Annotated in this window: 21 protein-coding genes; 13 read left to right on the top strand and 8 right to left on the bottom strand. The window is 37.2% G+C overall.

Annotated elements, in window-relative coordinates; all coding sequences use genetic code 11:
* Nucleotides 1–38 precede the first annotated feature (38 nt).
* From JM83_RS13775 to JM83_RS13765, 3 genes are all read right to left on the bottom strand, one after another.
* The gene (locus JM83_RS13775; RefSeq protein ID WP_144962749.1) at nucleotides 39–1298 is read right to left on the bottom strand and encodes an aminotransferase class I/II-fold pyridoxal phosphate-dependent enzyme; all 1260 of its coding nucleotides are present in this window, start codon (nucleotides 1296–1298) and stop codon (nucleotides 39–41) included.
* A 150-nt stretch (nucleotides 1299–1448) separates the two neighbouring features.
* Nucleotides 1449–2489: a PLP-dependent cysteine synthase family protein gene (locus JM83_RS13770; RefSeq protein WP_144962748.1), complete on the bottom strand. Its 1041-nt coding sequence runs from the start codon at nucleotides 2487–2489 to the stop codon at nucleotides 1449–1451.
* Nucleotides 2490–2591: 102 nt separating this feature from the next.
* Complete coding sequence (locus tag JM83_RS13765) at nucleotides 2592–4730, bottom strand: S9 family peptidase (protein WP_144962747.1); 2139 nt, start codon at nucleotides 4728–4730, stop codon at nucleotides 2592–2594.
* 63 nt (nucleotides 4731–4793) lie between these two features.
* On the opposite strand from JM83_RS13765, the gene JM83_RS13760 reads away from it, so the two are divergent.
* The gene (locus JM83_RS13760; protein ID WP_034925583.1) at nucleotides 4794–5117 is read left to right on the top strand and encodes a YbaB/EbfC family nucleoid-associated protein; all 324 of its coding nucleotides are present in this window, start codon (nucleotides 4794–4796) and stop codon (nucleotides 5115–5117) included.
* 253 nt (nucleotides 5118–5370) lie between these two features.
* On the opposite strand, the gene JM83_RS13755 is transcribed toward JM83_RS13760, so the two are convergent.
* From JM83_RS13755 to JM83_RS13745, 3 genes are all read right to left on the bottom strand, one after another.
* Nucleotides 5371–5886 (bottom strand): peroxiredoxin-like family protein, encoded by a 516-nt coding sequence (locus tag JM83_RS13755; protein WP_144962746.1) that lies wholly within the window; start codon nucleotides 5884–5886, stop codon nucleotides 5371–5373.
* A gap of 97 nt (nucleotides 5887–5983) precedes the next feature.
* On the bottom strand, nucleotides 5984–7012 hold the full coding sequence (locus JM83_RS13750; protein ID WP_144962745.1) for a threonine aldolase family protein: 1029 nt from the start codon (nucleotides 7010–7012) through the stop codon (nucleotides 5984–5986).
* A gap of 175 nt (nucleotides 7013–7187) precedes the next feature.
* Complete coding sequence (locus JM83_RS13745; RefSeq protein ID WP_144962744.1) at nucleotides 7188–9587, bottom strand: zinc-dependent metalloprotease; 2400 nt, start codon at nucleotides 9585–9587, stop codon at nucleotides 7188–7190.
* Between the two features lie 97 nt (nucleotides 9588–9684).
* On the opposite strand from JM83_RS13745, the gene prfB reads away from it, so the two are divergent.
* From prfB to JM83_RS13725, 4 genes are all read left to right on the top strand, one after another.
* Nucleotides 9685–10783 (top strand): peptide chain release factor 2 gene (gene prfB / locus JM83_RS13740; protein ID WP_144962743.1). Its coding sequence is split into 2 segments (ribosomal slippage): nucleotides 9685–9747 and nucleotides 9749–10783, totalling 1098 coding nucleotides; the frame shifts between segments, so codons are not numbered across the junction.
* 58 nt (nucleotides 10784–10841) lie between these two features.
* The gene (arsC, locus tag JM83_RS13735) at nucleotides 10842–11186 is read left to right on the top strand and encodes an arsenate reductase (glutaredoxin) (RefSeq protein ID WP_144962742.1); all 345 of its coding nucleotides are present in this window, start codon (nucleotides 10842–10844) and stop codon (nucleotides 11184–11186) included.
* Between the two features lie 34 nt (nucleotides 11187–11220).
* A complete protein-coding gene (locus JM83_RS13730; RefSeq protein ID WP_144962741.1) occupies nucleotides 11221–11598 on the top strand; it encodes a hypothetical protein in 378 nt (125 codons plus the stop codon).
* 84 nt (nucleotides 11599–11682) lie between these two features.
* Nucleotides 11683–14178, top strand: a complete 2496-nt coding sequence (locus JM83_RS13725; protein ID WP_144962740.1) for an outer membrane beta-barrel protein — start codon at nucleotides 11683–11685, stop codon at nucleotides 14176–14178.
* 117 nt (nucleotides 14179–14295) lie between these two features.
* Here JM83_RS13725 and JM83_RS19180 read toward each other — a convergent pair whose 3' ends face one another.
* The gene (locus tag JM83_RS19180) at nucleotides 14296–14472 is read right to left on the bottom strand and encodes a hypothetical protein (protein WP_186435001.1); all 177 of its coding nucleotides are present in this window, start codon (nucleotides 14470–14472) and stop codon (nucleotides 14296–14298) included.
* Between the two features lie 207 nt (nucleotides 14473–14679).
* Between JM83_RS19180 and fumC the strand changes: the two genes are divergently transcribed.
* Nucleotides 14680–16077, top strand: coding sequence for a class II fumarate hydratase (fumC, locus tag JM83_RS13720; protein WP_144962739.1), 1398 nt, complete (start codon nucleotides 14680–14682; stop codon nucleotides 16075–16077).
* A gap of 403 nt (nucleotides 16078–16480) precedes the next feature.
* Here fumC and ccsA read toward each other — a convergent pair whose 3' ends face one another.
* The gene (ccsA, locus tag JM83_RS13715) at nucleotides 16481–19657 is read right to left on the bottom strand and encodes a cytochrome c biogenesis protein CcsA (protein WP_144962738.1); all 3177 of its coding nucleotides are present in this window, start codon (nucleotides 19655–19657) and stop codon (nucleotides 16481–16483) included.
* A gap of 122 nt (nucleotides 19658–19779) precedes the next feature.
* On the opposite strand from ccsA, the gene JM83_RS13710 reads away from it, so the two are divergent.
* From JM83_RS13710 to JM83_RS13680, 7 genes are all read left to right on the top strand, one after another.
* Entirely contained in the window at nucleotides 19780–20541 is a 762-nt protein-coding gene (locus tag JM83_RS13710) for a Rossmann-like and DUF2520 domain-containing protein (protein WP_144962737.1), read from the top strand.
* Nucleotides 20525–21052 (top strand): KdsC family phosphatase, encoded by a 528-nt coding sequence (locus tag JM83_RS13705; protein WP_144962736.1) that lies wholly within the window; start codon nucleotides 20525–20527, stop codon nucleotides 21050–21052. Before JM83_RS13710 ends, JM83_RS13705 begins: the two co-directional genes overlap by 17 nt.
* Before the next feature lie 46 nt (nucleotides 21053–21098).
* A complete protein-coding gene (locus JM83_RS13700; protein WP_144962735.1) occupies nucleotides 21099–22016 on the top strand; it encodes a geranylgeranylglycerol-phosphate geranylgeranyltransferase in 918 nt (305 codons plus the stop codon).
* A 3-nt stretch (nucleotides 22017–22019) separates the two neighbouring features.
* Nucleotides 22020–22610 carry a Maf family nucleotide pyrophosphatase gene (locus tag JM83_RS13695; RefSeq protein ID WP_144962734.1) on the top strand — a complete coding sequence of 197 codons (591 nt, stop codon included), beginning with the start codon at nucleotides 22020–22022 and terminating at the stop codon, nucleotides 22608–22610.
* A 31-nt stretch (nucleotides 22611–22641) separates the two neighbouring features.
* A complete protein-coding gene (locus JM83_RS13690; RefSeq protein WP_144962733.1) occupies nucleotides 22642–23541 on the top strand; it encodes a septum formation inhibitor Maf in 900 nt (299 codons plus the stop codon).
* Nucleotides 23541–24080: a mechanosensitive ion channel domain-containing protein gene (locus JM83_RS13685; protein ID WP_144962732.1), complete on the top strand. Its 540-nt coding sequence runs from the start codon at nucleotides 23541–23543 to the stop codon at nucleotides 24078–24080. The genes JM83_RS13690 and JM83_RS13685 overlap by 1 nt, the downstream gene beginning before the upstream one ends.
* Nucleotides 24081–24152: 72 nt before the next feature.
* Nucleotides 24153–26642 carry a PIG-L family deacetylase gene (locus JM83_RS13680; RefSeq protein ID WP_144962731.1) on the top strand — a complete coding sequence of 830 codons (2490 nt, stop codon included), beginning with the start codon at nucleotides 24153–24155 and terminating at the stop codon, nucleotides 26640–26642.
* Nucleotides 26643–26647: the final 5 nt, after the last annotated feature.

Raw genomic sequence — 26647 nt, 5'->3', positions numbered from 1 at the left:
AAATTAGGTGGATTTTTTGTTTTACAATACTTGCACAACTATTCGCCTAACGATGCTGTAACCGCAGCAGATAATCTTTTATATGTTCCGTTCTCCAATCGTTCTCTAATCGCAGAGAAAGCAGTTAACGTAAGTTCTATGTCTTCCATAGTATGCGTAGCAGTTGGAATCATCCTTAAAAGGATCAATCCTTTTGGAATTACCGGATACACTACAATAGAACAGAAAATACCATGGTTTTCCCTAAGGTCTCTCACCAAAGCCATAGCTTCTGGAATACTACCTTTTAAATAAACCGGGGTTACACAACTTTGTGTAGTCCCTATATCGAAACCATTGTCTTTAAGACCCGTTTGTAGGGCATTTACATTCTCCCACAATTTTTCTTTAAGTTGTGGCATTGTCCTAAGCATATCCAAACGCTTTAAGGCACCTACAACTAATTGCATTTGTAAGGATTTTGCGAACATTTGGGAACGTAGATTATATTTTAAATAATCCATGATCTCTTTATCTCCGGCAATAAAAGCGCCTGTACTAGCTAAAGATTTCGCGAAAGTTGCAAAATACACATCTATATCATCTTGTACTCCCTGCTCCTCACCTGCTCCTGCTCCGGTTGCGCCAAGAGTACCAAATCCGTGCGCATCATCTACAAAAAGCCTGAAATTATACTTCTTTTTAAGCTCAACGATTTCTTTCAATTTACCTTGTTCTCCCCGCATTCCAAAAACACCTTCAGAGATAAGCAAGATTCCACCTCCTGTTTGCTCACATATTTTAGTAGCTCGTTGTAAATTCTTTTCGATACTTTCCATATCGTTATGCCTGTAGGTAAAACGCTGACCTAAATGCAATCTCACCCCATCTATAATACAAGCATGCGCATCTACATCGTAAACAATCACATCTGCTTTGGATACCAATGCATCAATGGTAGATACCATTCCTTGATACCCAAAGTTCAAAAGATAAGAAGCTTCTTTATTTACAAAGGAAGCAAGTTCATTCTGAAGCTTTTCATGCATATCTGTATGACCACTCATCATTCTGGCACCCATTGGATATGCAGAACCATATTCGGCAGCAGCCTCAGCATCCACTTTTCGCACTTCAGGATGGTTGGCAAGGCCCAAATAATCATTAATACTCCAAGTGATCACCTCTTTCCCACGAAATTTCATTCTATTGGAAATTGGTCCTTCCAGCTTGGGGAACACAAAATATCCTTCTGCTTGTTGCGCCCATTTTCCTAAAGGTCCTTTATCCTTATATATTTTATCAAATAAATCTTTCATAGATTCTTTTTATTTACAAGTTGCAAAAGTACTTAAATACAACTCAATTTTACAATATAATATTTAACCACCTGCTCCCGCTATTAAAACAAAAAGCATCCTTCTTATTAGGATGCTTTTTGTTTTAATAAGTGTATAAATATCGCATCCTTATTTTATTATTTCTATCGGCTGCGACTCTGCCTCTCTTTTAGCATCAAAAAAGCCTTGAGCCTCCATCCAGTCATCATTGTAAATTTTACTCATATACCTAGAGCCATGGTCAGGAAAAAGAACGACTACTTTACTATTTTCATCAAATTCTCCTTGTTCCTGCAATTGTTTTATCCCCTGCATTGCTGCTCCACTTGTATACCCAACGAACAATCCTTCGGTTCTTGCAAGCTCTCTGGCAGTATGGGCACTATCTTCATCTGTTACCTTAATAAACTCATCAATAATTTCGAAATCGGTTGCAGATGGAATTAGATTTTTACCCAAACCTTCAATTCTGTAAGGATATATTTCATCTTTATCGAGCGCTCCGGTCTCATGAAATTTCTTCAGCACAGATCCAAATGCATCTATTCCTATAACTCGAATATTAGGGTTTTGCTCTTTCAAAAATCGTGCGGCTCCAGAAATAGTACCACCAGTTCCACTACATGCAATTAAATGAGTTAATTTTCCCTCTGTTTGTTCCCAAAGTTCAGGACCTGTAGAATTGTAGTGAGCATCTATGTTAAGCTCATTAAAATATTGATTGATATATACCGAACCTTTATTTTCCAGATGCAATCTTTTAGCAACCTCATAATAAGAACGTGGGTCGTCTGCTGGAACGTGCGCAGGACACACATAAACTTTGGCCCCCATTGTTCTTAGCATATCTATTTTATCTGCAGAAGATTTAGAACTAACTGCAAGAATACATTTATATCCTTTTATAACGCTCACCATTGCAATACTAAATCCGGTATTTCCAGAAGTAGTTTCAATGATAGTATCTCCAGGTTTTAAAATACCTTTTCTTTCTGCCTCTTCAATAATAAATAAAGCAATTCTATCCTTGGAAGAATGCCCGGGATTAAAAGCTTCAATTTTTGCGAAAAAATCTCCGTTAAATTCTTTGGTAATGGAATTCAACCGAACCAAAGGTGTATCTCCTATTAATTGCAATATATTATCGTAAACCTTTTTCTTTTCTACCATAAAATAAAATTCTTTAACCAATTTAAGGATTAAAAATTTAGAATAAATTATTAATCCAATTTTAATCCTAAAAAACGCCCAAATTTAAGGCGAATTTTTTAATTACTGTGTAATATCTTCTAAGTCTAATAAAAAGGCATACTCCTCTGCTACTTCTTTTAATGCTTCAAATCTTCCAGATGAACCTCCATGCCCTGCATCCATATTTATATGAAACAGCAATTTATTGGTATCTGTTTTTAATTCCCTCAATTTAGCTACCCATTTTGCAGGCTCCCAATATTGAACCTGGGAATCATGTAATCCCGTTGTAACCAGCATATTGGGATAGTTATGCTTTTTAACATTATCATATGGCGAATAAGATAACATATACTTATAATACTCTTCCTTGTTTGGGTTTCCCCATTCGTCATATTCCCCAGTTGTAAGCGGAATGGAGTCATCCAACATGGTAGTCACCACATCTACAAAAGGAACTGCAGCAATGATTCCATTGTATAATTCTGGAGCAATATTCATTATAGCCCCCATCAACAAACCACCGGCAGAACCACCCATCGCATATAGATGTTTTTCGGAAGTATATTTTTGGTCTATTAAATATTTTGAAACATCTATAAAATCTGTGAAAGTATTCATCTTTTTAAGCAACTTCCCATCTTCGTACCAGGCTCTTCCCAAATATTCTCCCCCTCTAATATGAGCAATGGCATAAATAAAACCCCTGTCCAATAAACTCAATCGCACACTGGAAAAATAAGGGTCTATAGTAGAACCGTACGATCCATAGGCATATTGTAATAATGGATTGGAACCATCCTTCTTAAGATTTTTCCTGTAAACAAGAGAAATAGGGATTTTTGTCCCATCTTGGCTAGTGGCCCAAACACGCTCCGTGGTATAATTTTCTTTCTTGAATTTGCCTCCTACTACTTCTTGTTCTTTAAGTACCAATTTCTCTTTGGTAGTCATATTGAAATCTATGACCGAAGTTGGATTGTTTAAGGAATTGTATGTGTATCTAAGGATGTCCGTGTCGAAATCGGGATTGATACTGGTGTAAGCAGTATATGTTTCATTATCGAAGGGTAGATAATAGCTTTCATCTGAATGCCATTTGATAATTTTAATTTTATTCAAGCCTTCATTTCGCTCACTTATCACCAAATAGTGTTCGAAAATATCTATATCCTCCAGTAGGTAATCTTCCCTATGGGGAATTACCTCAACCCAATTTTCTTTGCCAGTCTTATCTACCGGCGTTTTCATTAATTTAAAATTGGTTGCGCCATCTTTATTGGTCAAAATATAAAATGAATCTTCAAAATGCGTAAATCCATATTCTAAACCTCTTTCCCTGGGTTGTACAATTCTGAATTCCCCATTTGGAGTATCTGCCTCCAATATTCTGAATTCACTGGTCAACGTACTATGACTGCCTATTACCAAGTATTTTTTCGACTTGGATTTGTAGATATAGGTATTGTATGTTTCATCTTCTTCTTCAAATACCAACTGACCATCCTTGGATTTGGTTCCCAATACATGTTTATAAATTTGATTGGAACGTAAAGTTTTCTCGTCTTTTTTGGTATAAAAAAGGGTTTTATTATCATTGGCCCAAGTGGAACCTCCGGTGGTGGTTTTAATCTTTTCGTTTAAAATTTCCCCTGTTTCAAGATTTTTTACCTGAATGGTATACTTTCTCCTACTTACCGTATCTACTCCAAAGGCAATCAGCTTATTATCCGGACTCACATTTAATCCACCTAAACTATAATATTCGTGACCTTCAGCCATTTTATTCACATCGAATAAAATTTCCTCTGGAGCATCCAGACTTTCTTTTTTTCTGGAATATATCGGGTAATCCTTCCCTTTTTCAAATCGTGTTAAATACCAATATCCATTCAACTTATAAGGAACAGATGAATCATCCTCTTTGATCCTAGCTTTCATTTCCTCAAAAAGATCCTCCTGAAACTGCTTGGTATGCGCAGTCATTTGCTCATTATATTCATTTTCCTTTTCGAGATAATTAATCACTTCCGGGTTCTCTCTGTCATTCAACCAGTAGTAATCGTCGATTCTCACATTATTATGAGCTTTTAATTCTTTGGCAATCTTTTTAGCCTTTGGAGGATAAATTTCAGTTTTCAATATAGGGTGATTTTGTGCTAATGTATTAGAATTTACAAAGGTAAGGCTTCCTAATAAAAAAAGTAAGAGTCTTTTCATTTTTAGTGTTATATCGTATTGTAAATTAATAAATTTGTATTTAATAATTTTAAAAAAGAAACTATGTTTGGAGATATGATGGGGATGATGAATAAAATCAAAGAAACCCAAGAGAAAGTGGAAGCTACAAAAGAGCGCCTTAAAACGGTATTGATAGATGAGCAATCCAGCGATGGCCTTTTAAAAGTAACTATTACGGCAACCAGGGAAATTAGAAATATTTCTATTGCAGATGAGTTGTTGGAAGATAAAGAGCAATTAGAGGACTACTTGGTTTTAACTTTGAACAAAGCAATTACCAAAGCATCAGACATTAATGAAGCTGAACTTGCAGCAGTTGCCAAAGATGGAATGCCGGATATTCCCGGATTGGATATGTTTAAATAAGAAAAGACTCCTATTGAAGTCCTTTAGAGTAGAATTAAACTGAGCCAAAACAAAAGCAACTTGCATTTTGTTTGGCTCAATTTATATGTTTTTTTTTGTACATCCGCTAATACGCCTGAAAGGCATAATGGAACTAAAAATGTCACGTCGAGCGCAGTCGAGACGTCTTTTTTTAACCCTTCGACTCCGCTAGGGAGACAAAACCTATTTTTAGGTGTGTAAACGGATAAGCATATGTTTTTCATTACAACTATTAAGCTTCTCCCCTAGCTGGATACTTTTCATTCAAAATAAATGTAATGGATTTTAAAAGCTCATCGAATTTTGGCCTTGCAAACGGCATACTCTGGATAGATGCGGCATACAAAGTATTATCTGGTTTTATTAAGAACAATCCCGGCTCAAAGAACCTTTCTGGCTCCTTTTCGTTGATACCTTCAGAAATATAAAGATCCCATTTTCTCGCATTTTCAATAGAAAAATCGAAACCTATAGTTAGCTTTTCGATATCCCATTTTGTTGCTGTTTTTTCAGCAAGCGAACCTGTATTGGAACTTATGCATATTACGTTTACACCTTTGTCCCTAAACCTTTCTATTTTAGAATTTAGTTCTTCCAAATAAGATTTACACACTGGGCAGTGCAAACCTCTATAGAAAACAACTAATGTAAAGTTCTTGGGTTGCTGGTCGCGAAGATTCCATGTCATCCCATTTACCGTATCTACAAGAAGTTCTGGAACTTCTTTTCTTGGTAATACATTCTTCATATTTCTGGCTAATTTTAATTTTTTGGGAAATTATATAAAATATGAGGGTTTAGGGTGCTCTTGGCTTATAATCTTCTGTTAAGCTTTTTTGGTCTATTTATAACTGAATGTTTTTCAGCACCTTTAGGAATTTCTGATGGAGCTCTTCTGTATAGTCCAAATGTGTAACTATCCGAAGCTTTCCTTGCCCCATATTGCTTATTCTAATATTTTCCTTCTGAAGCTGTTTCATGAAGCTTTCTTCGTTGAAAGCATCTTTTAAGTAGAAGATCGCGATATTGGTTTCTACAGCTTCTACCTTCAGTATATATGGCAAACCAGCTAGAGTATTTCCTATTTCTTTTGCCCGCTTATTGTCCTCGGCTAATCTTTCTACATGATTATCCAATGCATAGATACCCGCAGCTGCCATAAACCCAACTTGGCGCATTCCACCACCTAATACTTTTCTCACTCGAATGGCATTTTTCATAAGATCTGAATTCCCAATCAGCACAGAACCCATGGGGGTTCCTAATCCCTTGGAAAGGCAAATCGAAATAGTATCGAACAACTTCCCGTAATCTTTGGGGGATTCTCCCTTTGCAACCAGCGCATTAAACAATCTAGCCCCGTCCAAATGCAAACCTAGTCCGTGCGAATTACAAACCTTTCGAATTCTTTTGATCTCTTCCAGATCGTAACATGCACCTCCACCTTTATTTGTGGTATTCTCCAAGCAAACCAAGCTCGTTAAAGGACTATGGTAAAAATCTGGCGGATTGATATTCTCTTCTACTTGTGCCGCAGTGATCATCCCGCGATCTCCATCTACGAGTTTACAGGAAACGCCACTGTTAAATGAAACTCCTCCTCCTTCATAATTGTACACATGGGCCCATTTATCACAAATTAATTGCTCGGCTGGTTGGGTATGCAACTTTATTGCCGCCTGATTTGCCATACTCCCTGTTGGGAAAAACAAAGCTTCATCCATACCAAACATATCGGCTAACTTCTTTTCCAACTCATTTACAGAAGGATCTTCTTTATAAACATCGTCTCCCACCTTTGCCGAGATAATAGCTTGTAGCATTTCTTTTGTTGGACGGGTAACGGTATCGCTACGTAGATCTATTTCTTTCATATATTTTTTCTGAATTTATTTTATAAAATTTATTTATTCATTTATATCCACTTTTTGTACAGCCAGGAATTGATTAGCTCGTCATCCAGTCCGGACGCATCGGGAGGTGCAGGGTCTCCTCCTTGCCTATTGGGATGCTGAAACCAGTTCAGCATGATGAAAAGCCTAATTATTTCTAATTAAAACTTCCAATAGGTGAGCCATCCGGGATTTTTGGTACCTGAATAAGTGGCTTAAATAATTCTGGATGTTCTTTAAACTGTTCAATTTCAAATAAAAGTTGCGATCTAAACACCTCATTATTAGAATTGGATATTAACCAAGATTCTAAAGAAGTAATTGTCGAGTGGGTAACCGCTTTCACTTGAGGAATAGATTTCTTATTCACTGCCAAATTAAACAGGTGCTGTAAAACATTATAGTTTATAGTGTTTTGAACTTGCTGCAAATATGGATCTTTAAATGTTTTTTTAAGGGTGCTATTAGTTAATTCGACCAACATTTCATCTAATCCTAATTGTGAATGATTTAAAGCTTTTTGCTGAATCAATCTGGCAGCTCGTTCTGGATGAAGCAAATATTGCAAACTTAAATTACTGGCAGTTCCGGCTGCTCCCAAGGCATCGAAAGCAACACCTGTATTGCTTTTAAAGGATTCCCTACTTCTTCCAAATCCATAAGCTCTCGGCGGAAACAATTCCAATTTATCTTTCGGGATCGCTAAAACTTCGGCATCCAATGTTTTAAGGTATACCGAAAATGCCATTTTTTGATCTTCAGCAGAAATGGTCTTCACGGGGTTTGGCTCGTTCCCTTTTACCGCATACGAATAATCCAAACCTCCAATAACTTTTGAAACTGCTTCGGTTTGATATCTATGTAAAAAATACAAGGGAACAAACACATCTTCCAAAGTGGAATAGGATTCTCCTGCTCTTATATTATCTACAGAAAAATTAGCGATCGCTTTCTTTCTTATTTCTAACAAATCTTTTAAGCCTTCAGCAGGAGAACTTCCATTATCCCATAAATGCCCAAAAGCATTGGCTCCTCCAGAAGCCCTTGCATCACTATCGGTTATAAATCGAAGTTCTTTCTCGGATGCTTCCGCTAATACGGAATTTAAAAATTCCTTTTCTTTTACTTCAGAAGGCAGATCGGCATACGAATATTTTACGGTGATTTTATCCCATGCTCCAATTCCAGTACTGTAGGCATCAGCTACCACAATCTCATCATTCTCCAATTTGAATTGTGGATGCGGATAATCCATAACCGAAGCATTTTCATTGGTGCTCGCTGCAAAATTATGAGCAAATCCCAAGGTATGTCCCACTTCGTGTGCAGATAACTGCCTGATTCTGGCAATTGCCATTTCCATCATTTTAGAGGGGTTTTCGTCTCCTTCGACAAATGGTCTATTCAACAATGCTTGAGCTATGAGGAAATCCTGCCGAATTCTTAAGCTCCCCAAACTCACATGTCCTTTAATGATTTCCCCTGTTCTTGGATCTATAACGCTAGCTCCATAGCTCCAACCCCTAGTTGACCTATGCACCCATTGTATTACATTATATCTCACATCTAATGGATCTGCACCTTCTGGCAACATCTTAACCTGAAAGGCATCTTTATATCCAATAGCTTCATAAGCTTCATTCCACCAATTCGCACCATCTAAAAGAGCAGATTTCACAGGCTCTGGAGTTCCGGGATCCAAATAATATATAATAGGTGCTACCGCTTCACTTACATCCTTACTAGGATCTTTCTTTTCTAAACGGTGCCTGGTAATATATCGCTTTTCTATAGGTTCAAAAACCGGGGAGGAATAATCTAAATAAGAAATATAGATCGCTCCACTTCTGGGATCGAAAGCCCGCTTTTTATAATTATCATCGGGTAACTTCACGAAGGAATGATGTTGGGTAACCGTGATAGCATTATTATTGGGCAGTACTTCTTTAAGGGTTTGGCTTGTAGCTTCCCCATCAAAAGTCAATAAAGCCTCAAATTCCACATTTTCGGGAAATGCCTTGGTTCTTTCCAGAGACAGCACATTTTTGGATGTGTTCAAACTAAAATTTCCATGATTTCCCCGTTTGAGTTTCGTTGCAACGCCATGGGCATCTTCCATTAGGAAAGGAGTAAAATCTATGATATAGGTATTGCCTTTTTCCTCTTTGATTTCAAAACCATATAAAACAGAAGTTGCAAATGCTTCCTCCACACTCTTCTTCTCTAAAACATTTTCGGTAATCGCCCTATATTTTAGATTTGGCTGAATTAAAAGCAATTTATTACCTGCTTTTATAAATTTCACCACAGCTTCATTTCCAATTTGACCTCTGTCCAGTCCAACATCATTAGATCCAATTCCTGTGGTAAGGGAATGCACATATAAGAATTCAGTATCCAAATCTTTTACTTCTAAAAAGATCTTATCCTCTTTCCCGGAATATTCAAAATTGAAAAAACCCTTATATTTCTGAAGATTTTCTTTTTCTGAAGAAGTTTGGCCGTAAAAAGGGCTTGTGATACTGAGGTACAGGAAAATAGCTAAAAATGGCTTCATAGGCTAATATTAAAAGTTGCCTAAAACTATAAAATTATTGTAAAATAGTTTTAAGAACCTGTGTTTAATTCTATTTTTACTGAAATTAAAAACAGATATGATCACTTCAGAACATATAAAAGATCTTAAAGATCGCCTGGTAGCGTTAAGGAGGTATCTTTGACGTTGATGCCAAACAAATAGAAATCTCCAATTTAGAGGAGAAGACATACGCCCCAGATTTTTGGGACAATCCTAAAAAAGCCGAAGCCCTAATGCGTGATCTTAACGCTGAAAAAAAATGGGTAGACGATTATTTAGTCGGGGAAACGCTTGTTGAAGATCTCGAGGTCATATACGAATTCTACAAGGAAGACGAAGCCAGTGAAGAAGATGTAGAAAATCGGCATGAAAAGGCCCTAGGATTAATTGAAGACCTTGAGTTTAAAAATATGCTTTCTGAAGAAGGTGATAGTTTAAGCGCAGTTTTACAGATTACAGCCGGAGCCGGTGGTACAGAAAGTTGCGATTGGGCAGAGATGCTTATGAGAATGTACCTTCGTTGGGCCGAAGCTAAAGGATTTAAGCTTAAAGAATTGAATTATCAAGGTGGGGAATCTGCTGGTATTAAAACGGTGACAATAGAAATTGAAGGAGAATATGCTTTTGGTTGGTTAAAAGGTGAGAATGGCGTACATAGATTGGTACGTATTTCCCCTTTTGATAGTAACGCCAAAAGACATACTTCTTTTGCCTCGGTTTATGTGTACCCTCTTGTAGATGATAGCATAGAAATAGATGTAAATCCATCGGAGATCTCTTGGGAGACCATGCGCTCTTCTGGTGCAGGTGGACAAAACGTAAATAAGGTGGAAACTGCTGTTAGGTTACGCCACGCCCCCACTGGGATTGTGATAGAAAATTCTGAAACCCGTTCGCAATTGGAGAACAAAACAAAGGCGATGCAGCTGCTTAAAAGTCAACTTTATGAGATTGAACTTCAAAAACAACAGGCACAGCGTAGAGAGATAGAAGATTCCAAGATGAAAATAGAATGGGGCTCTCAAATAAGAAATTATGTGATGCATCCTTATAAATTGGTAAAAGATGTGCGAACCGCAGAAGAAACAGGAAATGTGGATGCCGTTATGGACGGCGCGCTAGACCCTTTTTTGAAGGCATACCTCATGATGATGGGCCAACGGCATGAAGATTGATATTATGCTATCTTTTAAAGGAAAAAGTAATAATAATTCCGTATTTTAAATTTAAATAATGATTACAGTTTATCACAACCCCAGATGCAGTAAGTCCCGAGAAGGATTGGCATTGGTCCAAAGTTCAGGAAAAGATTTCTATGTTAGGGAATATTTAAAAATTCCCTTATCTGAAGAGGAATTGGAGAATTTGATCGAAAAGCTTGGAATGACTCCTCTTGAATTGGTGAGAGCAAAAGAAGAAATTTGGAAAAAGGAATTTAAGCATAAGGAATTAAGTAGCGAGGATATTATGTTGGCATTGATAAAATATCCAAAACTAATTGAAAGGCCTATTGTCGAAAATGACGAAAAAGCAGTTGTAGGAAGGCCTACCTCAAAAATAAGTAAGCTATTATCCTAAATGGGATTTTATATAATTATTTAAAATGGTGAATATGAAAGTTAAAAATAGAATTCAACTACTAGGTCTTTCGACTATTTTGGTCGGAGGTTTTGTTTTTGCACATGTATATACCCACAATAAACACTCTAAGGAGATCAAAGAAATCGCTGCTGAAATTTCTTCGGAATGGACCGGAAAATTAGGCCTGACTCCAGAACAAACTAAAAAACTGGAGGCGACCATCATTGAATTTACAATTTTGAAAAATGAGATTATCAACTCTAAAAGATCCCAAAAATTTGTTATTAGGGATCTCCAGACAACTCAGCAAAGGGAACATAAAAAATTGGAAAAATTCTTAACTAATGCCCAATTTGCTGCCTATGTGGGAATTAACAAAAAAATTCCAAATGAGCTGATGGATGCATAAAATTATTTTGGAGGTTTAAGTGATTTTTAACAAAGATCATTTAAACCTTCCTTTATTTTATGGGTCTAACAACAAAAGTTTGTTATGACCTTCAGAAAATTCCTAGTTTTCAGCTTTGTGCTGATTTTTTTTATTTCCAGCTCCTATTCGGGCTACTCTCAATCCAAAGAATTTACAATTTCAGGTAAGGTAATGGACGATGCATTAAATGTTCCACTGGAATATGCAACCGTAGCAATCACGAGACCAAGTGATCCCAAATTCCTTGATGGAGGCGTTACCGATATTAAAGGCGAGTTTGCCATAAAAGTTCCCCCAGGAGTTTATAACATTACTATAGAGTTTATATCCTATACTCCAAAAAGCTTTAAAAATCGAACAATAGAATCAGATCTAGACCTTGGAACTATCAAATTAGGGATAAGTTCTTCCAGTTTAGATGAAGTGATTGTACGTGCCGAAACTACACAAGTAGAAGTTAGGTTGGATAAAAAGATCTATAATATTGGAAAAGATCTTACTACCAAAGGCGGTACCGTAAGCGATGCATTAAGTAATGTTCCTTCGGTATCCGTAGATGTGGAAGGCGCAATTAGCCTTAGGGGAAATGAAAATGTTCGTGTTTTAATTAACGGAAAACCTTCTGCAATGGCAGGATTTGGTTCCACCAATGTTTTGGGACAATTGCCCGCGGAAGCCATAGACCGTGTAGAAGTAATCACTTCTCCTTCTGCAAGATATGATGCCGAAGGTACCGCTGGAATCCTGAATATTATCCTAAGAAAAGAGAAAACGCTAGGTTTTAACGGCTCTCTAACCGCCAATGCGGGAACTCCAGCTGATTACGGCCTTAGCGCGAATGCCAACTTAAGAAAAGACAAATTCAATCTTTTTAACACCACTAGCTTAAACTACCGTAATGGGCCTGGAAATGCCTTTTTTGATACTCGATATTTTAATGGAACGTTCGACAGGGTTGTGGAAGACAGGGATTATAATAGGCTAAGAAGAAGTTTTAACACAAATCTTGGTATAGAATATTATATTACAGAAATGTCTTCACTTACGGCAAGTGCATTTTACAGATTGGGGAATAATAATGATTTAACTGAAAATTATACAAACAGATTTATAGATAATGACTTCGCGGTGCAAACACTTAGGCGGGAATTTGTAACCGAAGATGGTAACAGCTATCAATTTGCCTTGAACTACAGCAATAAGTTTGATGAAGAAGGGCATGAATTAACTGCCGATTTTCAATATGAATATGATAAAAATGAACAACCTTCACTTATTTCTGAAGATGTCCTTTTTAGCGATTCGTCGCAAGAAATAGGATTTCTTGCAGACGAAGAAACAACCTCAATAGAAAAGCAAAATGAATTCCTTATCCAAGTAGATTATGTTCGACCAATTGGGGAAGATTCCCAATTTGAAGCCGGGTATCGAGGAAGCTTTGAAAATGATGTTACAGATTATACCTTAAAGCAACAAGATCCTGAAAGCCTTCAACTTTTGGTAAATGATACGCTAACGAATGTATTCGATTATACCGAAAATGTAAATGCAGTTTACACACAATACGGGACAAAATTTGGTGACTTTTCTTTCCTTTTGGGACTCAGGCTAGAGAACACACAATTAAAGGGAACTATAGATTCCAAATTAAGCGAGGAGGAAATCACGGCATCTTTTGGTTTCCCAATAGATGTTAACTTTGATAATAATTATTTGGGACTCTTTCCTACCGTTAATTTGATTTATGAAATAGCAGAGAACGAAAATATTACGCTGGGCTATAATAGAAGGATCAACAGGCCTAGAGGTTGGTTTATAAATCCATTTCCATCCAGATCCAGTAGAACAAATGTCTTTCAAGGAAACCCCAACTTGGCTCCCGCCTATGCAAGTGCTTTCGATCTTGGCTATTTAAAGCGGTGGAAAAAAATAACGCTTACCTCTTCAATTTATTATCAATATGAAACTGATGCTTTTGAACGCGTTCAGCAAGGTACCGGGGAATTTATTGATGGAATAGAGATTATTAGAACCATTCCCATAAATTTAGGAACCAATGAACGTATTGGTGCAGAGGCCGGCATATTGTACAATCCAGCCAAATGGTTACGTCTTAATGGGAGCATCAATTTCTTTCAGTTTAAAAAAGAAGGAGACTTCAATGGAGTAGATTTTGGATCGAAAAACGAAAGCTTTTTTGCAAGGTTTAGCTCTAAAGTAAGCTTGCCTGCAAAAATTGAATGGCAAACAAATGCATTTTATTTTGGTCCTTCAGAAAATTCACAAACAAAATCTGATGGGATTTTTAGCATCGATGTCGCTTTAAGCAAAGAGATCCTTAAGGACAATGCCACTTTATCCTTAAACGCACGTGACCTTTTAAATACAAGAAAACGTTCTTCGGTAACAACTACAGATAGATTTATTCAGGAAAGTGAATTTCAATGGAGAGAAAGGCAAATTACCTTATCGTTGATCTATAGGTTCAATCAAAAGAAAAATCAGCAACGTAAAAGAGAGAGCACTAACGGTGATGATGGAGGAGAGTTTGAAGGATAATTTCCAATATCGATTAACAAATAGAGGTTGCCAAATGGCAACCTCTATTTGTTTGTATAAAAAAGATGAGTAGCACAAGCTACGGTATTGTATAGATTAAAAAGTAAAAGCTAAATACTACGCTTTTAGCTCCTTTTCTTTTTTCCTTTTTTCGCGCATTTCTTTAAGCATTTCAGTAACAGATCCACCAATCCAATATGGAACTATTGCTACTAAAAATATCATCAACCAAAATCCCATGGTTAAAATAACTAAAAATGCTAAGAAGCCTAAATATTGATCAAATTCAAACATATTTTCTGGAGATTTTTAAATCGAAGCAAAGATAGGAAGTCTTAGGGCGTTTTGCCAAATAAAAATCGATTTTTTAGTATAAAAGTCGATTTTTTGGTAAAAACATGCCATATAAAATATTCAGCAGAAAAACTTCAAAAATTTGTAGGAAAATTAAAGAAATAAAAATCTTGAAACTGTAAATTTGTAACCTAATTTAAAAAAACTATGGACTACAGAATAGAGAAAGACACGATGGGAGAGGTTAAAGTGCCTTCAGATAAGTTATGGGGAGCACAAACCGAGCGTTCTAAAAACAACTTTAAAATTGGTGCCCCGGGAAGCATGCCGTTGGAAATAGTGTATGGTTTTGCATATCTTAAAAAAGCAGCTGCCTTTACCAATTGCGAACTTGGAGTCCTACCTGTAGAAAAAAGAGATTATATAGCACAAGTTTGTGAGGAGATCCTTGCCGGAAAACACGACGATCAATTTCCTTTGGTGATATGGCAAACTGGAAGTGGTACCCAAAGCAATATGAATTTAAACGAAGTGATCGCTAACCGCGCACATCAACTTGCTGGAAAAATTATTGGAGAGGGGGAAAAAACCCTTCAACCAAACGACGATGTAAATAAATCCCAATCTTCCAACGATACATTTCCCACTGGAATGCACATTGCTGCATATAAAAAGGTGAGTGAAGTTACTTTACCGGGAGTTACAAAATTAAGGAACACGCTTAAAAAGAAATCTGAAGAATTCAAGGATGTGGTCAAGATTGGCCGTACCCATTTTATGGATGCCACTCCCCTAACCCTGGGACAGGAATTTAGCGGGTATGTTGCGCAATTGGACCATGGGATAAAAGCTTTAGAAAACACATTGCCACATTTAGCAGAGTTGGCGCTAGGTGGAACGGCGGTAGGGACCGGCTTAAATACTCCAAAAGGATATTCCAAACGCGTAGCTGAATTTATAGCAAAATTCACAGGACTCCCTTTTGTGACTGCTCCCAATAAGTTTGAAGCTTTGGCGGCTCATGATGCATTCGTGGAGTCCCACGGTGCTTTAAAACAATTGGCAGTTTCCCTAAATAAGATTGCCAATGACATTAGAATGCTTTCCTCTGGGCCTAGAAGTGGAATTGGGGAAATAAGTATTCCTGCAAACGAACCTGGATCTTCTATTATGCCTGGAAAAGTGAATCCAACGCAATGTGAAGCATTAACCATGGTTTGCGCACAGGTAATGGGGAACGATGTTGCTATAAGCGTAGGCGGTATGCAAGGGCAGTTTGAATTGAACGTTTTTAAACCTGTAATGGCTGCCAACTTCTTACAAAGCGCACAACTAATTGGAGATGCTTGCACTTCTTTTGATGAAAATTGTGCTAAAGGTATTGAACCAAATAAGAAAAGGATCAAGGAACTTTTGGATAATTCGTTGATGTTGGTCACTGCTTTAAACACCAAGATTGGATATTATAAAGCAGCTGAAATCGCAAACACAGCTCATGCCAATGGTACTACCTTAAAACAGGAAGCTGTAAATTTAGGGTATGTTACAGAAAAAGAGTTTGACGAGTGGGTAAAACCAAATGATATGGTTGGAGGCTTGAAATAATTTAATCCCTCAATGAGGGTTTAATGTCCCGAGGTTCTTGATTTTTTAAATTTTCAACAACACCAAAGCTGCCTTGAGAGAGGTGGCTTTTTTGTTTTCCAATAGAAACTTCGATAGGCTCAGTTTGACAATCCAATTTTAATTTGTTGTCATTCCGACGCAGGAGGAATCTCAGGGAACCCTATTAACATTAATTAAGTCAAAATTAAATGAGATTCTTCAATCCGCTTCGCTCCTTTCAGAATGAGAACTTAAATAAATGTCAGGCTGAGCCTGTCGAAGCCTCTTAAGAACTACGACCACAATTCGACAATCCCGATAATTAACTATCGGACCAGTGTGATAAATGAAAAAGCCTGCTTCCAAAAATTGAAGCAGGCTTTTTTTTATTAATTTTCAAAAACTACTTTGCATAATGCTTTTTATATTTCCAGTAAGAAACGGCTCCTAACAAAGCTACTCCGGCAATAGTGTAATAAATAAATGTTGGGGTGATCACTTTATCTCCACTTGCATAGGAATGTAGCCCTGCCAAGTAGAAGTTTACACCAAAATACGTCATCATAATACTCGAAAAAGCAACGATTGCCATTAAATTAAAGAACCATCTACTTCGCAATCCCGGTACCAATCGCATATGAATTACAAAAGCGTATACCATAATACTCACCAATGCCCAAGTTTCTTTTGGATCCCAACCCCAATATCGCCCCCAGCTTTCATTTGCCCATTGTCCACCTAAAAAGTTTCCAATGGTTAACATTACCAATCCAACGGTCAAGGCCATTTCAGTAATAATAGTAATTTCTTTGATATTTAAACTCATTTTCTCCTTATTCTTATCGGTAGTGAAGATCATGAGCATAAGAGATACTGCTCCTAGAATCATTCCCAAAGTAAAAGGACCATAACTTCCCACAATAACCGATACGTGGATCATTAACCAATAAGAATCCAATACAGGAACCAAATTAGCTATTGCAGGATCCATCCAATTCCAATGGGCGATCATTAAGATCATGGCCGTTACAAAAGAGGTGGATGCGATGGTTAAAAAACTTTTTCTTCCAAAGGCCAGACCAAAGAACATGGTGGCCCAAGCAACATAGATCATAGATTCATAAGCATCGCTCCAAGGGGCATGACCAGAGATATACCATCTTGCAGCAAGGCCCAAAGTATGTACAATGAATAACAGCAAAACCACAATAGCACTGGTCTTGATCAAGATTCTAATGATTTTGGAATCTTTAAAGATTTGCGCAACCACTATTACAAGCATGATAAGGCCTGCAAACATGTACCACTTATAGAGGCTACGGAAAATATCATATTTATTATAAAGCACCTCTGCATTTATCTTTTCTTCTGAAGGCATTACCTCAGCTCCAAATTTTTTCTGGTACCCGCTAATGCTTCCAAGTAATTCTTCAGAATTTGTATAGTCTCCGGTAGCTTTGGATTCCTGAAGGGCATTCATATAAATTGGCAAGATCTGTCTTGCATACACAGAATCCATCCCGGTCAAATTAGATTCAGGCACCTCAGGAAAGGAGATCCACTTGTTGTTTTCGTCACCTGGAATTGGGAAAATCCGTAATACTTTGCCTTGTAAAGCATTAAATAGTAAATTCACTTTTCTATCGGTTTCTATGAAATCTTTCTGAAACTGGTTTGGCACACTTGCCTTATAAGCACCTTCCAAATAAGGAGAAAGTTTATAGGAACCCTTAGCATCAAAGAAATTTGTTAGCGCAATATATTTATCATCTTCACTCACCCCTGCAATATGCCTGATACTATCGTTGTTTGGTTTTACGTAAATCAATGGGACATTATACCACAAAACCGGATTCTCGGTCATGGAGATCAAGATCTGGTCGGCATTTAAACCTTCATAAGAATCTTTTTTACTGATTTTTCGAAGTAGTTCTGAAGAAAATGTATTTGCCGGCTTCATTCTTCCACCTGCATCCTGGATAACCAATTTCCCGAATTTTGCCGCATGCCCTGCATCTACGGCAGAAGATTGGATCAGTGAGTCTACCATGGCCTTGTTAGAGGCAATGTGAGCAGGATTGTCCTCTTCTTGAGCATTGGTCTGGGCAAATCCATAACTAATACTCAAAAACAATGCAGCTGCTAAGCTAAGTGCTGCTTTCTTTTCCTTCACTTTATCCAACATCACCTTTAATTTACCAAACCTACTTCCTTTATCGAACAAGATCAACATAAGGCCTAAATACAATAAAAAATATCCAATATAAGTGATCCATGTTCCCCAAAAATCATGATTTACAGAGAGTACAGTTCCCTTTTCATCTGGATCGAACGAGGCCTGAAAGAACCTATATCCTTCTTTATCCAATACATGGTTCATAAAGATCTCGTATGGTTCAGATCCATTATCATCAATTACTTCTACCTTACTTTTAAACGCGGCATAACTTGGAGTAGGATTACTCTCTGTACCGGGAAATTTATCGGCAATAAAATCGTTTAACTTGATAGAAAACGGCAATTGCATTTCTTTAGAGCCATAATTAAGATAAATATCCAATCCACCAACTTTTAAATTTTTGGGAGCGTTCACAACACCTTTGGTACCAAGCATGGTAATATTTTTGGATTCCCCTCCAGTAGTTACTTTTAGGGTAACCGCATTAAGTTGGTTTGGTGCTTTTTCTTCGGTAGGGATAATATCGTAATTCCCCCTGGCCATTGGTTCTGGAACCACAAACTGCACCCCACCAATATTATATAAAGACCTTAACATTAAAATTTGTGTACTATCTGCTATTACCTCGCCTTTTAACTGATCTGCCATTCTCATGAAATCTCCTTCAAAAGGAGTTCTTAATAGATAGGTTCCCTCCTCTTCACTTACCTCAATGTTAATGGCACCATCGGTAGGTTTATTTAGGGCAAACAAGGTATTATGTATATTGGCTATTTCACCTTCCTTTAAATAATGCTCATGCCTGCTGCCATCTCCAGCTTCAACAATTTTCAAATAATTGTCTCCATTTTCTGCCAGTATCAAGCCTTCTTCTGCTCCATGGATAAAATTGATTACCTCGATAGTAACATCTTGACCGTTAAAATCGGTGTTGATGGTGATATCATTTTCTGTTTCGGGAGCTAAAAGAACTGCTTCCTCCACTACTCTTCTACGTGGCTCCCCGTCTATTTCTCCATCCAAATAGGTGGTTAAATAGGTTCTTTCCGAAAGAAATGAACTGGTAGTTTCTCCTTCACGAATTGGCATTATACCTTCGTAACTAATATATCTGGTAACAAAAGCTCCAATTAATATTAAAATAAACGAAAGGTGAATTAATAAAGAGGACCATTTTTCGCGTTTATGCATTCCATATCTAATGATATTTCCGCAGAAGTTGATAACAAAGAACAACATGATTCCCTCGAACCACCACGTATTATAAATTAACACGCGAGCGGTTTCTATGGTGTACCAACTTTCTATAAAAGTTCCCAGAGCCATTGCGATGGCGAAGACAATGAACAAGACTGCCATTATTCGGGTAGAAAATAAGACAGACGTTATTTTATTTTGCATTTAAAACTATTTTAAAACGTTGCAAATTTAACTAAATTTAAATACTTAGCGGGCTATAAACACAAGCATTTCCCATCGTTATATGTTAATTTTAAACCCAGAAATTTTGGTATTTTAGCCAAATGAAACGCATTGTACTTTTTGGGACTGGAAATGTAGCCACTCATTTATTTGAGGCGTATAATAATTCAGCTAATTATAAGATCATTCAGGTTTATAACCATGCTTCAACAAGCCTTCAACATTTTAAAGATGAAGTTGAAATTACTACAGATCTTGATGAAATCACTCCCGCCGATATCTATATTCTTGCCCTAAAAGACGATATATTGGCTAAAGTAAGTCAAAAAATGAAAGAAACGGACGCTTTGGTTTTACATACTGCGGGTGCCGTTTCTATCGAAGTACTCAATAAGTTCAAAAATCATGGGGTGTTTTACCCGCTTCAAACCTTTTCCAAGCATAAAAAAGTCAATTTTACCAAAATCCCCATCTGCATTGAAACCAACACTATTGCAAATACAATCATTCTAAAAGAATTGGCTTCAGAAATTTCAGGAAAAGTATTTGAGATCTCTTCAGAACAAAGAAAATCCCTACATGTTGCCGCGGTTTTTGTGAGCAATTTTGTAAACTTTCTATATACCGAAGGCGAAAAAATCTGTAATAACAATCAAGTCCCTTTTGAAATTTTGCATCCTTTGATACTTGAAACCGCTTCAAAAGCAATAAATATGGGCCCAAAAGACGCACAAACAGGTCCTGCAAAGAGGGAAGATCAAGAAGTTATCAATTCTCATTTAGAATTTCTGAACGAGGAACAACAAAATATATATTCACTTTTAACCTTATCTATTCAAAACCTCCATGGAAAAGAATTATAAAGAATATTTGAATCATGTTAGCACGTTCATTTTCGACGTGGATGGCGTGCTTACCGATGGCAGCATTCAAGTAAATACTGCGGGAGAATTGCTTCGAACCATGAACATTAAAGATGGTTACGCACTAAAAACCGCTGAATTGGCCGGGTACAATGTGTGCATAATATCTGGAGGTAAAAATGAAGGCGTTAGAAAACGATTGAGGGATCTTGGAATTACCAACATTTTTCTAGGAGTGTCCGATAAGGTGGAGCAATTGAAGGAATTTATGGATATCTATGATATAAACCCAGCGCACGTTCTTTATATGGGCGATGATATTCCGGACCTATATGTGATGAAACTCGTAGGAATGCCGTGTTGCCCTCAAGACGCCGCCGCAGAGATCAAAGATATTAGTCGCTATGTTTCTCATAAAAAGGGCGGAAAAGGCTGTGTGCGAGACGTAATAGAGCAGGTCCTAAAAGTGCAGGGGAAATGGCTTCAAAATCTTGATGCTTCCAAAAGCTAGAAGATTTTAACTATCAATATAAAATCGGTTCAATATAAATAGTCCTATGCTATTAGCAGTTTTGAAATTGGTGAGGGTTCCAAATCTAGCAATGATCCTTCTCACACAAGTCCTAATTAAATATGGCTTGTTGGATAGTTTTGGCATAAGCATCACCCTAAGTGGCTTGGGTTTTTCTTTGCTAGCAATCGCAACTATCTGCATCGCTGCTGCAGGAAATATTATTAACGATATCCATGATCTGGAAACCGATAGCATCAATAAACCCGAAAAAGTGCTAGTAGGCACCAAAATCCCATTCAATTTAGCGTATATACTTTATATTCTATTAAGTATCGTGGGAGTTGGAATTGGGTTTTTTATCTCCAATCTTATAGGAAAACCGGGCTTTTCATCAATATTCATCACTATTTCTGCGCTGCTATATCTCTACGCTACCTATCTAAAACATATTATAATTGTAGGGAATCTGGCAATTAGTATGTTGGTTGCCTTCAGTATTATCATTGTGGGACTTTATGATCTATTACCGGTCATTACCCCAGAAAACCAGCAAACCCAATCCATAATATTTTCCATTATTTTAGATTACTCGCTATTTGCTTTATTACTGAACTGGCTTCGGGAAATGGTGAAAGATCAGGAGGATATCAAGGGGGATTACAATGCTGGAAGAAATACGCTTCCTATAGCGATCGGGGAAAAACGAACGAACTTGGTGATATTTCTTATTGGCCTGTTACCGCTCATTGCGGTTGTCTATTACCTTTATAATTACTTGTTCGAGAATTTATGGGCGGTCTTGTATGCCTTATTTCTTATCGTGGCCCCTTTGCTTTATTTCATGATACATATTTGGACTGCGGAAAACAAAAGGGATTATACCAAACTCAGTCTGCTCTTAAAAATAATCATGCTTCTCGGGATCATCTCCCTGGGACTTTATAAATTCATATTACGTTAAGCTATGCTGAAGGAAAAATTAAAAAATCATCGAATTATATTGGCCTCTGGTTCTCCAAGAAGGCATCAGTTTTTAAAGGACCTAAATATCCCATTTATCATCAATGTGAAAAAAGTAAAAGAGGTTTACCCTGGGCGATTAAAGCATTCCGGAATAACCGATTACCTATCTGAACTTAAAGCAGGGGTATTTAGACATGAACTAAGAAAAGAGGATATTTTAATTACCAGCGATACCATTGTTTGGCATGAAAATGAGGCTCTTGGAAAACCGGAAACCACCAAGCAAGCATTTGAAATGTTACGATCCATGTCTGGGAAAACCCATGAAGTAATCACTTCGGTCACCTTTACAACTTCAACCTTTCAGAGCACGGTAAATGCCACCACAAAAGTCACTTTTAAGGAATTAAGCAAAGAAGAAATAGACTATTATATTCTAAATTATCATCCTTTGGATAAAGCTGGCGCCTACGGAATTCAAGAATGGATAGGTTTAATTGGGATCACAAACGTGGAAGGCAGCTATTTTAATGTTGTTGGACTCCCTACACATTTGGTTTATGAAACCTTATTGGAGATAGCTTCGCTATAAATTTTTCGTAATTTTAGATAAAAGTAAATTTATGAGCTCTAAATTTCAGCCTCTCCTTTTTGGAACATTTCTATTGTTCCTTTTATCTGGATGTGAAGAAAATACTTCTACTGAAGAAGTCTTGCTTCCCGAACGAAAACTTTCAGAAAAATTCAAATCCTATTGGTTCAATGGGGAAGCAGAGATCACTTCGTATAAATTAGATCAATCCAGGTATGGCGAACCTAGGGAAGGAACTGCCGTGCTGATGTATGTTACCGAAGAATTCCTGCCGGAAGCTCAGGTAAAGGCCAACACCAAGAGCGACAAGACGATCCCTGTACTTAAACTAAATGCCACAAAGAATTTTAATACAGGGATTTATCCGTATTCCATCATGCAGAGCACTTTTTATCCTTTAGAAGGAAGGTCGCATGCGTTAAAAGTTTCCGCCTCTATCCAAGAATGGTGCGGTCATGTATATATTCAGCTAAATAACAGGGACAATTTTAAGATAGATTCGCACTCTTATTTTGAAGGGGAAGCAGATAAAGAATCGGAATTATCTAAAACATATTTGGAAAATGAAGTTTGGACACAATTAAGAATTAATCCCGATCTTTTGCCAACCGGAGATATTCACATGGTTCCATCTTTCGAAACTTTGAGACTTGCACACAAAGAAACAAAGGCATACGATGCAATGGCCGAATTCTATCAGGATGGGGAATGGAGCGTGTATAAAATAAGTTACCAAGAACTTAAAAGAGATCTAAAAATCTATTATTCCAATATCGCTCCCTTCAAAATTGAAAAATGGCAAGAAGATTCAGAAGTGGATGGGAAACTATACACTACTACTGCCACAAAAATGAAAGAGATAAAATCTGATTACTGGACCAAAAAATCCAATAAAGATTTACATTTGCGGGAGCAACTGAATTTAAATTAATGATGGCTATCTTCTACACGTACCAAAATCAAATAATTTATACCACCATCATCGTGGTTTCGCTACTTATCATTCAGTTTACCATGAAAAAAGCAGCACATCGGGTTGGAAAGCAAAGTGAAATCCATATTACCAGGACCCGGTTAATGTTCAAATATATCAACATCCTTATTTTCTTGGTATCGGTATTCTTGTTGTCCCTTGCATGGGGAGTAGGAGTAAAAGATCTTTCAATATATTTCTCCTCTATATTCGCTGTTATTGGTGTGGCATTATTTGCTATTTGGTCCATTCTTAGCAATATCACTTCAGGGATTATCCTATTCTTCTCTTTTCCGTATAAAATTGGAGATAAAATAAAGATCCATGATAAAGACGCTCCTATTGAAGGAATTATAGATGATATAAAAGCATTTCATATCCATCTTATAAATGACCAAGGAGAACTAGTGACCTATCCAAACAATCTAATTTTACAAAAGGCGGTTTCCCTAATCAAAAAAGATGTCTATCTGGATGAAGGGAAAGACAGCCTTTAGATTCTCCCTATATAAAACCTTGGAACCCCTTGGAAATTTATATATTTGAAATTATTGAACCAATATTTTCCGATGCGCAAAATTCTTCCATTTATCTTGGTTTTGTTCTTTATTACAGCACAAGGACAAGCTCCTAAAAAATTAAATTCCGTAGAAATAGATCAAGCTCTTAAAAAATTGAATTTTTTAGGCTCTGTACTTTACATAGCTGCGCATCCCGATGATGAAAATACCCGGCTAATTTCCTATTTGTCCAGTGAAGTAAATGCAAGAACAGGTTATTTATCCATCACTCGTGGAGATGGTGGGCAAAACCTAATTGGGCCCGAGCTAAAGGAGCTATTAGGAGTTATTAGAACCCAGGAACTTCTAGCTGCAAGAAGAATAGATGGTGGCAAGCAACGTTTTACGAGGGCAATCGATTTTGGCTATACCAAAACTCCCGAAGAAACTTTACAAATATGGGATAAAGAAGTGGTACTGGGAGACGTGGTTTGGGCGATCCGGACTTTTAAACCAGATATAATTATTAATAGGTTCAACCATCGTACATCAGGAGAAACCCATGGGCAACATACCGCTTCTGCTTTGTTAAGCGTAGAAGCATTTAAGCTTGCGAATGACAAGAATGCCTACCCGGAGCAATTAAAACATACCGAGGTATTTTCCCCTACCCGTCTTTATTTCAATACGTCTCCTTGGTTCTACGAAAGTCAGGATGCGTTCGACAAAGCCGATAAATCCAATTTTATACAATTCGATACCGGCGTTTATTTCCCTTGGAACGGATTATCCAATCCAGAAATTGCAGCTTTAAGCCGAAGTCAGCATAGATCTCAGGGTTTTGGCAGTAGCGGAAGCCGTGGTAGCCAGCTTGAATATTTGGAATTAATTGATGGCGAAGTACCGGAAACAAAAGGTGATCTTTTCGCAGGAATCGATACTTCTTGGAACCGGTTAAAAGGAGGTGCAGCTATTGGAAAAATTTTAATGGAAGTAGAAGAAAATTATAACTTCAGGGATCCTTCGGAAAGCCTGCCCAAATTGGTGGAAGCTTATAAGTTGATCAATGTTCTTGAGGATGGGTATTGGAAAACCATTAAAACTTCTGAAATAAAAGAGATTATATTAGCCAGTAGCGGAATTTATTTAGAAGCTATAAGTAACACACCTTATGCTACTTTATATCAATCTGTTGAGGTTGAATTTGAAGCGATAAATAGAAGTGATGTTTCCGTGGAACTAGTCTCGATAAATGTTGTTTCTGGAAGCTCTTCCGCAGAGCCTAAAAAAACACTTAACAACAATGAGGCCTGGAGGGAAAAACTAATTTACACCATCCCAAAAGATGCAAAATACACATCTCCCTATTGGTTAGGTGAAAATCCGAATTTAGGAACTTATGTGGTGGAAGATCCAAAACTGGTTGGTTTGCCGGAAGCTCCAAGAATGACGAAAGTTATCTTTAACCTGAAATTTTACGGGGAAACTATCCCTTTCGAAAAAGAACTTGTCTATAAAACTACAGATCCTGTAAAAGGGGAAATATACCAGCCCTTTGAGATTATTCCTCCTGTATCAGCATCCTTTAATGATAAGGTGCTTATTTATACGAATGGGGCAGCCAAGCAAATAAATTTAACTGTGACTGCTCAAAAGGAGAATACAAAAGGTAAAGTTAGCTTAAAGGCTTCTAAATCTTGGAAAATTGAACCAAAAGAGGCAAATTTTGATATAAAGAACAATGGCGGAACCGCCACACTTGTTTTTACGGTAACTCCCCCAAAAGAACAAAACGAAGCGAATTTAATTCCTGAGATCACTTTTGAAGGCCGGGTGTATTCAGATGAAGTTTTAAGGATAGATTATGAGCATATTCCTTTACAAACATTGGCGCTACCAGCTGGTACTAAATTGGTGAAGTTGAACATCAAGAAAAAAGGAGGGCTGGTTGGTTATATTGAAGGCGCAGGAGATGTAATTCCAGAGAGCTTGGAACAAATTGGATATAAGGTTGTTAAAATAGTCCCTGAGGAAATTGATGCTGCTGCTTTGGCAAAATTTGATGCGATCGTATTAGGGATCCGGGCATACAATACCTTGGATATCCTAAAGTTCAAACAAGGGGAGTTATTAAAATATGTTGAAAATGGTGGCACCCTGATCTCTCAATACAATACCAACCGCGGTTTGGTTCTGGATAATATAGCACCTTATAAATTGGAACTTTCCAGGGATAGGGTTACCGAAGAAGATGCAAAAGTGGAATTTTTGGATCCGCAACATCCTGTTTTAAATAGCCCAAACAAGATCACTCCAAAAGATTTTGAAAACTGGGTACAGGAACGTGGTTTGTATTTTTCAGATTCTTGGGCTCCAGAATTTACTCCGATCTTTGCAATGAAAGATACAAATGAAACTAGCAGCAAAGGAAGCTTGCTTATCGCTAAGTATGGAAAAGGCCATTATATCTATACCGGGTTAAGCTTTTTTAGACAGTTCCCAGAGGCAGTACCAGGAGCTTTTAGATTATTTGCCAACCTAATCTCAATCGGTAAATAAATGGA

Origin of the sequence: Gillisia sp. Hel_I_86 (assembly GCF_007827275.1) — a bacterium.
GTDB lineage: Bacteria > Bacteroidota > Bacteroidia > Flavobacteriales > Flavobacteriaceae > Gillisia.
Note: the sequence above shows the minus strand (reverse complement) of the source record. Positions and strands in the feature narration are given on the sequence as shown.

What these genes read in the sequence shown, in the direction of transcription:
- JM83_RS13690 (WP_144962733.1), top strand. Translation starts at nt 22,642, where the DNA reads ATGAGCTCTAAATTTCAGCCTCTCCTTTTTGGAACATTTCTATTGTTC.
- JM83_RS13705 (WP_144962736.1), top strand. Translation starts at nt 20,525, where the DNA reads ATGGAAAAGAATTATAAAGAATATTTGAATCATGTTAGCACGTTCATT.
- JM83_RS13725 (WP_144962740.1), top strand. Translation starts at nt 11,683, where the DNA reads ATGACCTTCAGAAAATTCCTAGTTTTCAGCTTTGTGCTGATTTTTTTT.
- ccsA (WP_144962738.1), bottom strand. Translation starts at nt 19,657, where the DNA reads ATGCAAAATAAAATAACGTCTGTCTTATTTTCTACCCGAATAATGGCA.
- JM83_RS13700 (WP_144962735.1), top strand. Translation starts at nt 21,099, where the DNA reads ATGCTATTAGCAGTTTTGAAATTGGTGAGGGTTCCAAATCTAGCAATG.
- JM83_RS13760 (WP_034925583.1), top strand. Translation starts at nt 4,794, where the DNA reads ATGTTTGGAGATATGATGGGGATGATGAATAAAATCAAAGAAACCCAA.
- arsC (WP_144962742.1), top strand. Translation starts at nt 10,842, where the DNA reads ATGATTACAGTTTATCACAACCCCAGATGCAGTAAGTCCCGAGAAGGA.
- JM83_RS13765 (WP_144962747.1), bottom strand. Translation starts at nt 4,730, where the DNA reads ATGAAAAGACTCTTACTTTTTTTATTAGGAAGCCTTACCTTTGTAAAT.
- JM83_RS19180 (WP_186435001.1), bottom strand. Translation starts at nt 14,472, where the DNA reads ATGTTTGAATTTGATCAATATTTAGGCTTCTTAGCATTTTTAGTTATT.
- JM83_RS13710 (WP_144962737.1), top strand. Translation starts at nt 19,780, where the DNA reads ATGAAACGCATTGTACTTTTTGGGACTGGAAATGTAGCCACTCATTTA.
- JM83_RS13755 (WP_144962746.1), bottom strand. Translation starts at nt 5,886, where the DNA reads ATGAAGAATGTATTACCAAGAAAAGAAGTTCCAGAACTTCTTGTAGAT.
- JM83_RS13775 (WP_144962749.1), bottom strand. Translation starts at nt 1,298, where the DNA reads ATGAAAGATTTATTTGATAAAATATATAAGGATAAAGGACCTTTAGGA.
- JM83_RS13680 (WP_144962731.1), top strand. Translation starts at nt 24,153, where the DNA reads ATGCGCAAAATTCTTCCATTTATCTTGGTTTTGTTCTTTATTACAGCA.
- JM83_RS13770 (WP_144962748.1), bottom strand. Translation starts at nt 2,489, where the DNA reads ATGGTAGAAAAGAAAAAGGTTTACGATAATATATTGCAATTAATAGGA.
- JM83_RS13695 (WP_144962734.1), top strand. Translation starts at nt 22,020, where the DNA reads ATGCTGAAGGAAAAATTAAAAAATCATCGAATTATATTGGCCTCTGGT.
- JM83_RS13685 (WP_144962732.1), top strand. Translation starts at nt 23,541, where the DNA reads ATGATGGCTATCTTCTACACGTACCAAAATCAAATAATTTATACCACC.
- JM83_RS13750 (WP_144962745.1), bottom strand. Translation starts at nt 7,012, where the DNA reads ATGAAAGAAATAGATCTACGTAGCGATACCGTTACCCGTCCAACAAAA.
- fumC (WP_144962739.1), top strand. Translation starts at nt 14,680, where the DNA reads ATGGACTACAGAATAGAGAAAGACACGATGGGAGAGGTTAAAGTGCCT.
- JM83_RS13730 (WP_144962741.1), top strand. Translation starts at nt 11,221, where the DNA reads ATGAAAGTTAAAAATAGAATTCAACTACTAGGTCTTTCGACTATTTTG.
- JM83_RS13745 (WP_144962744.1), bottom strand. Translation starts at nt 9,587, where the DNA reads ATGAAGCCATTTTTAGCTATTTTCCTGTACCTCAGTATCACAAGCCCT.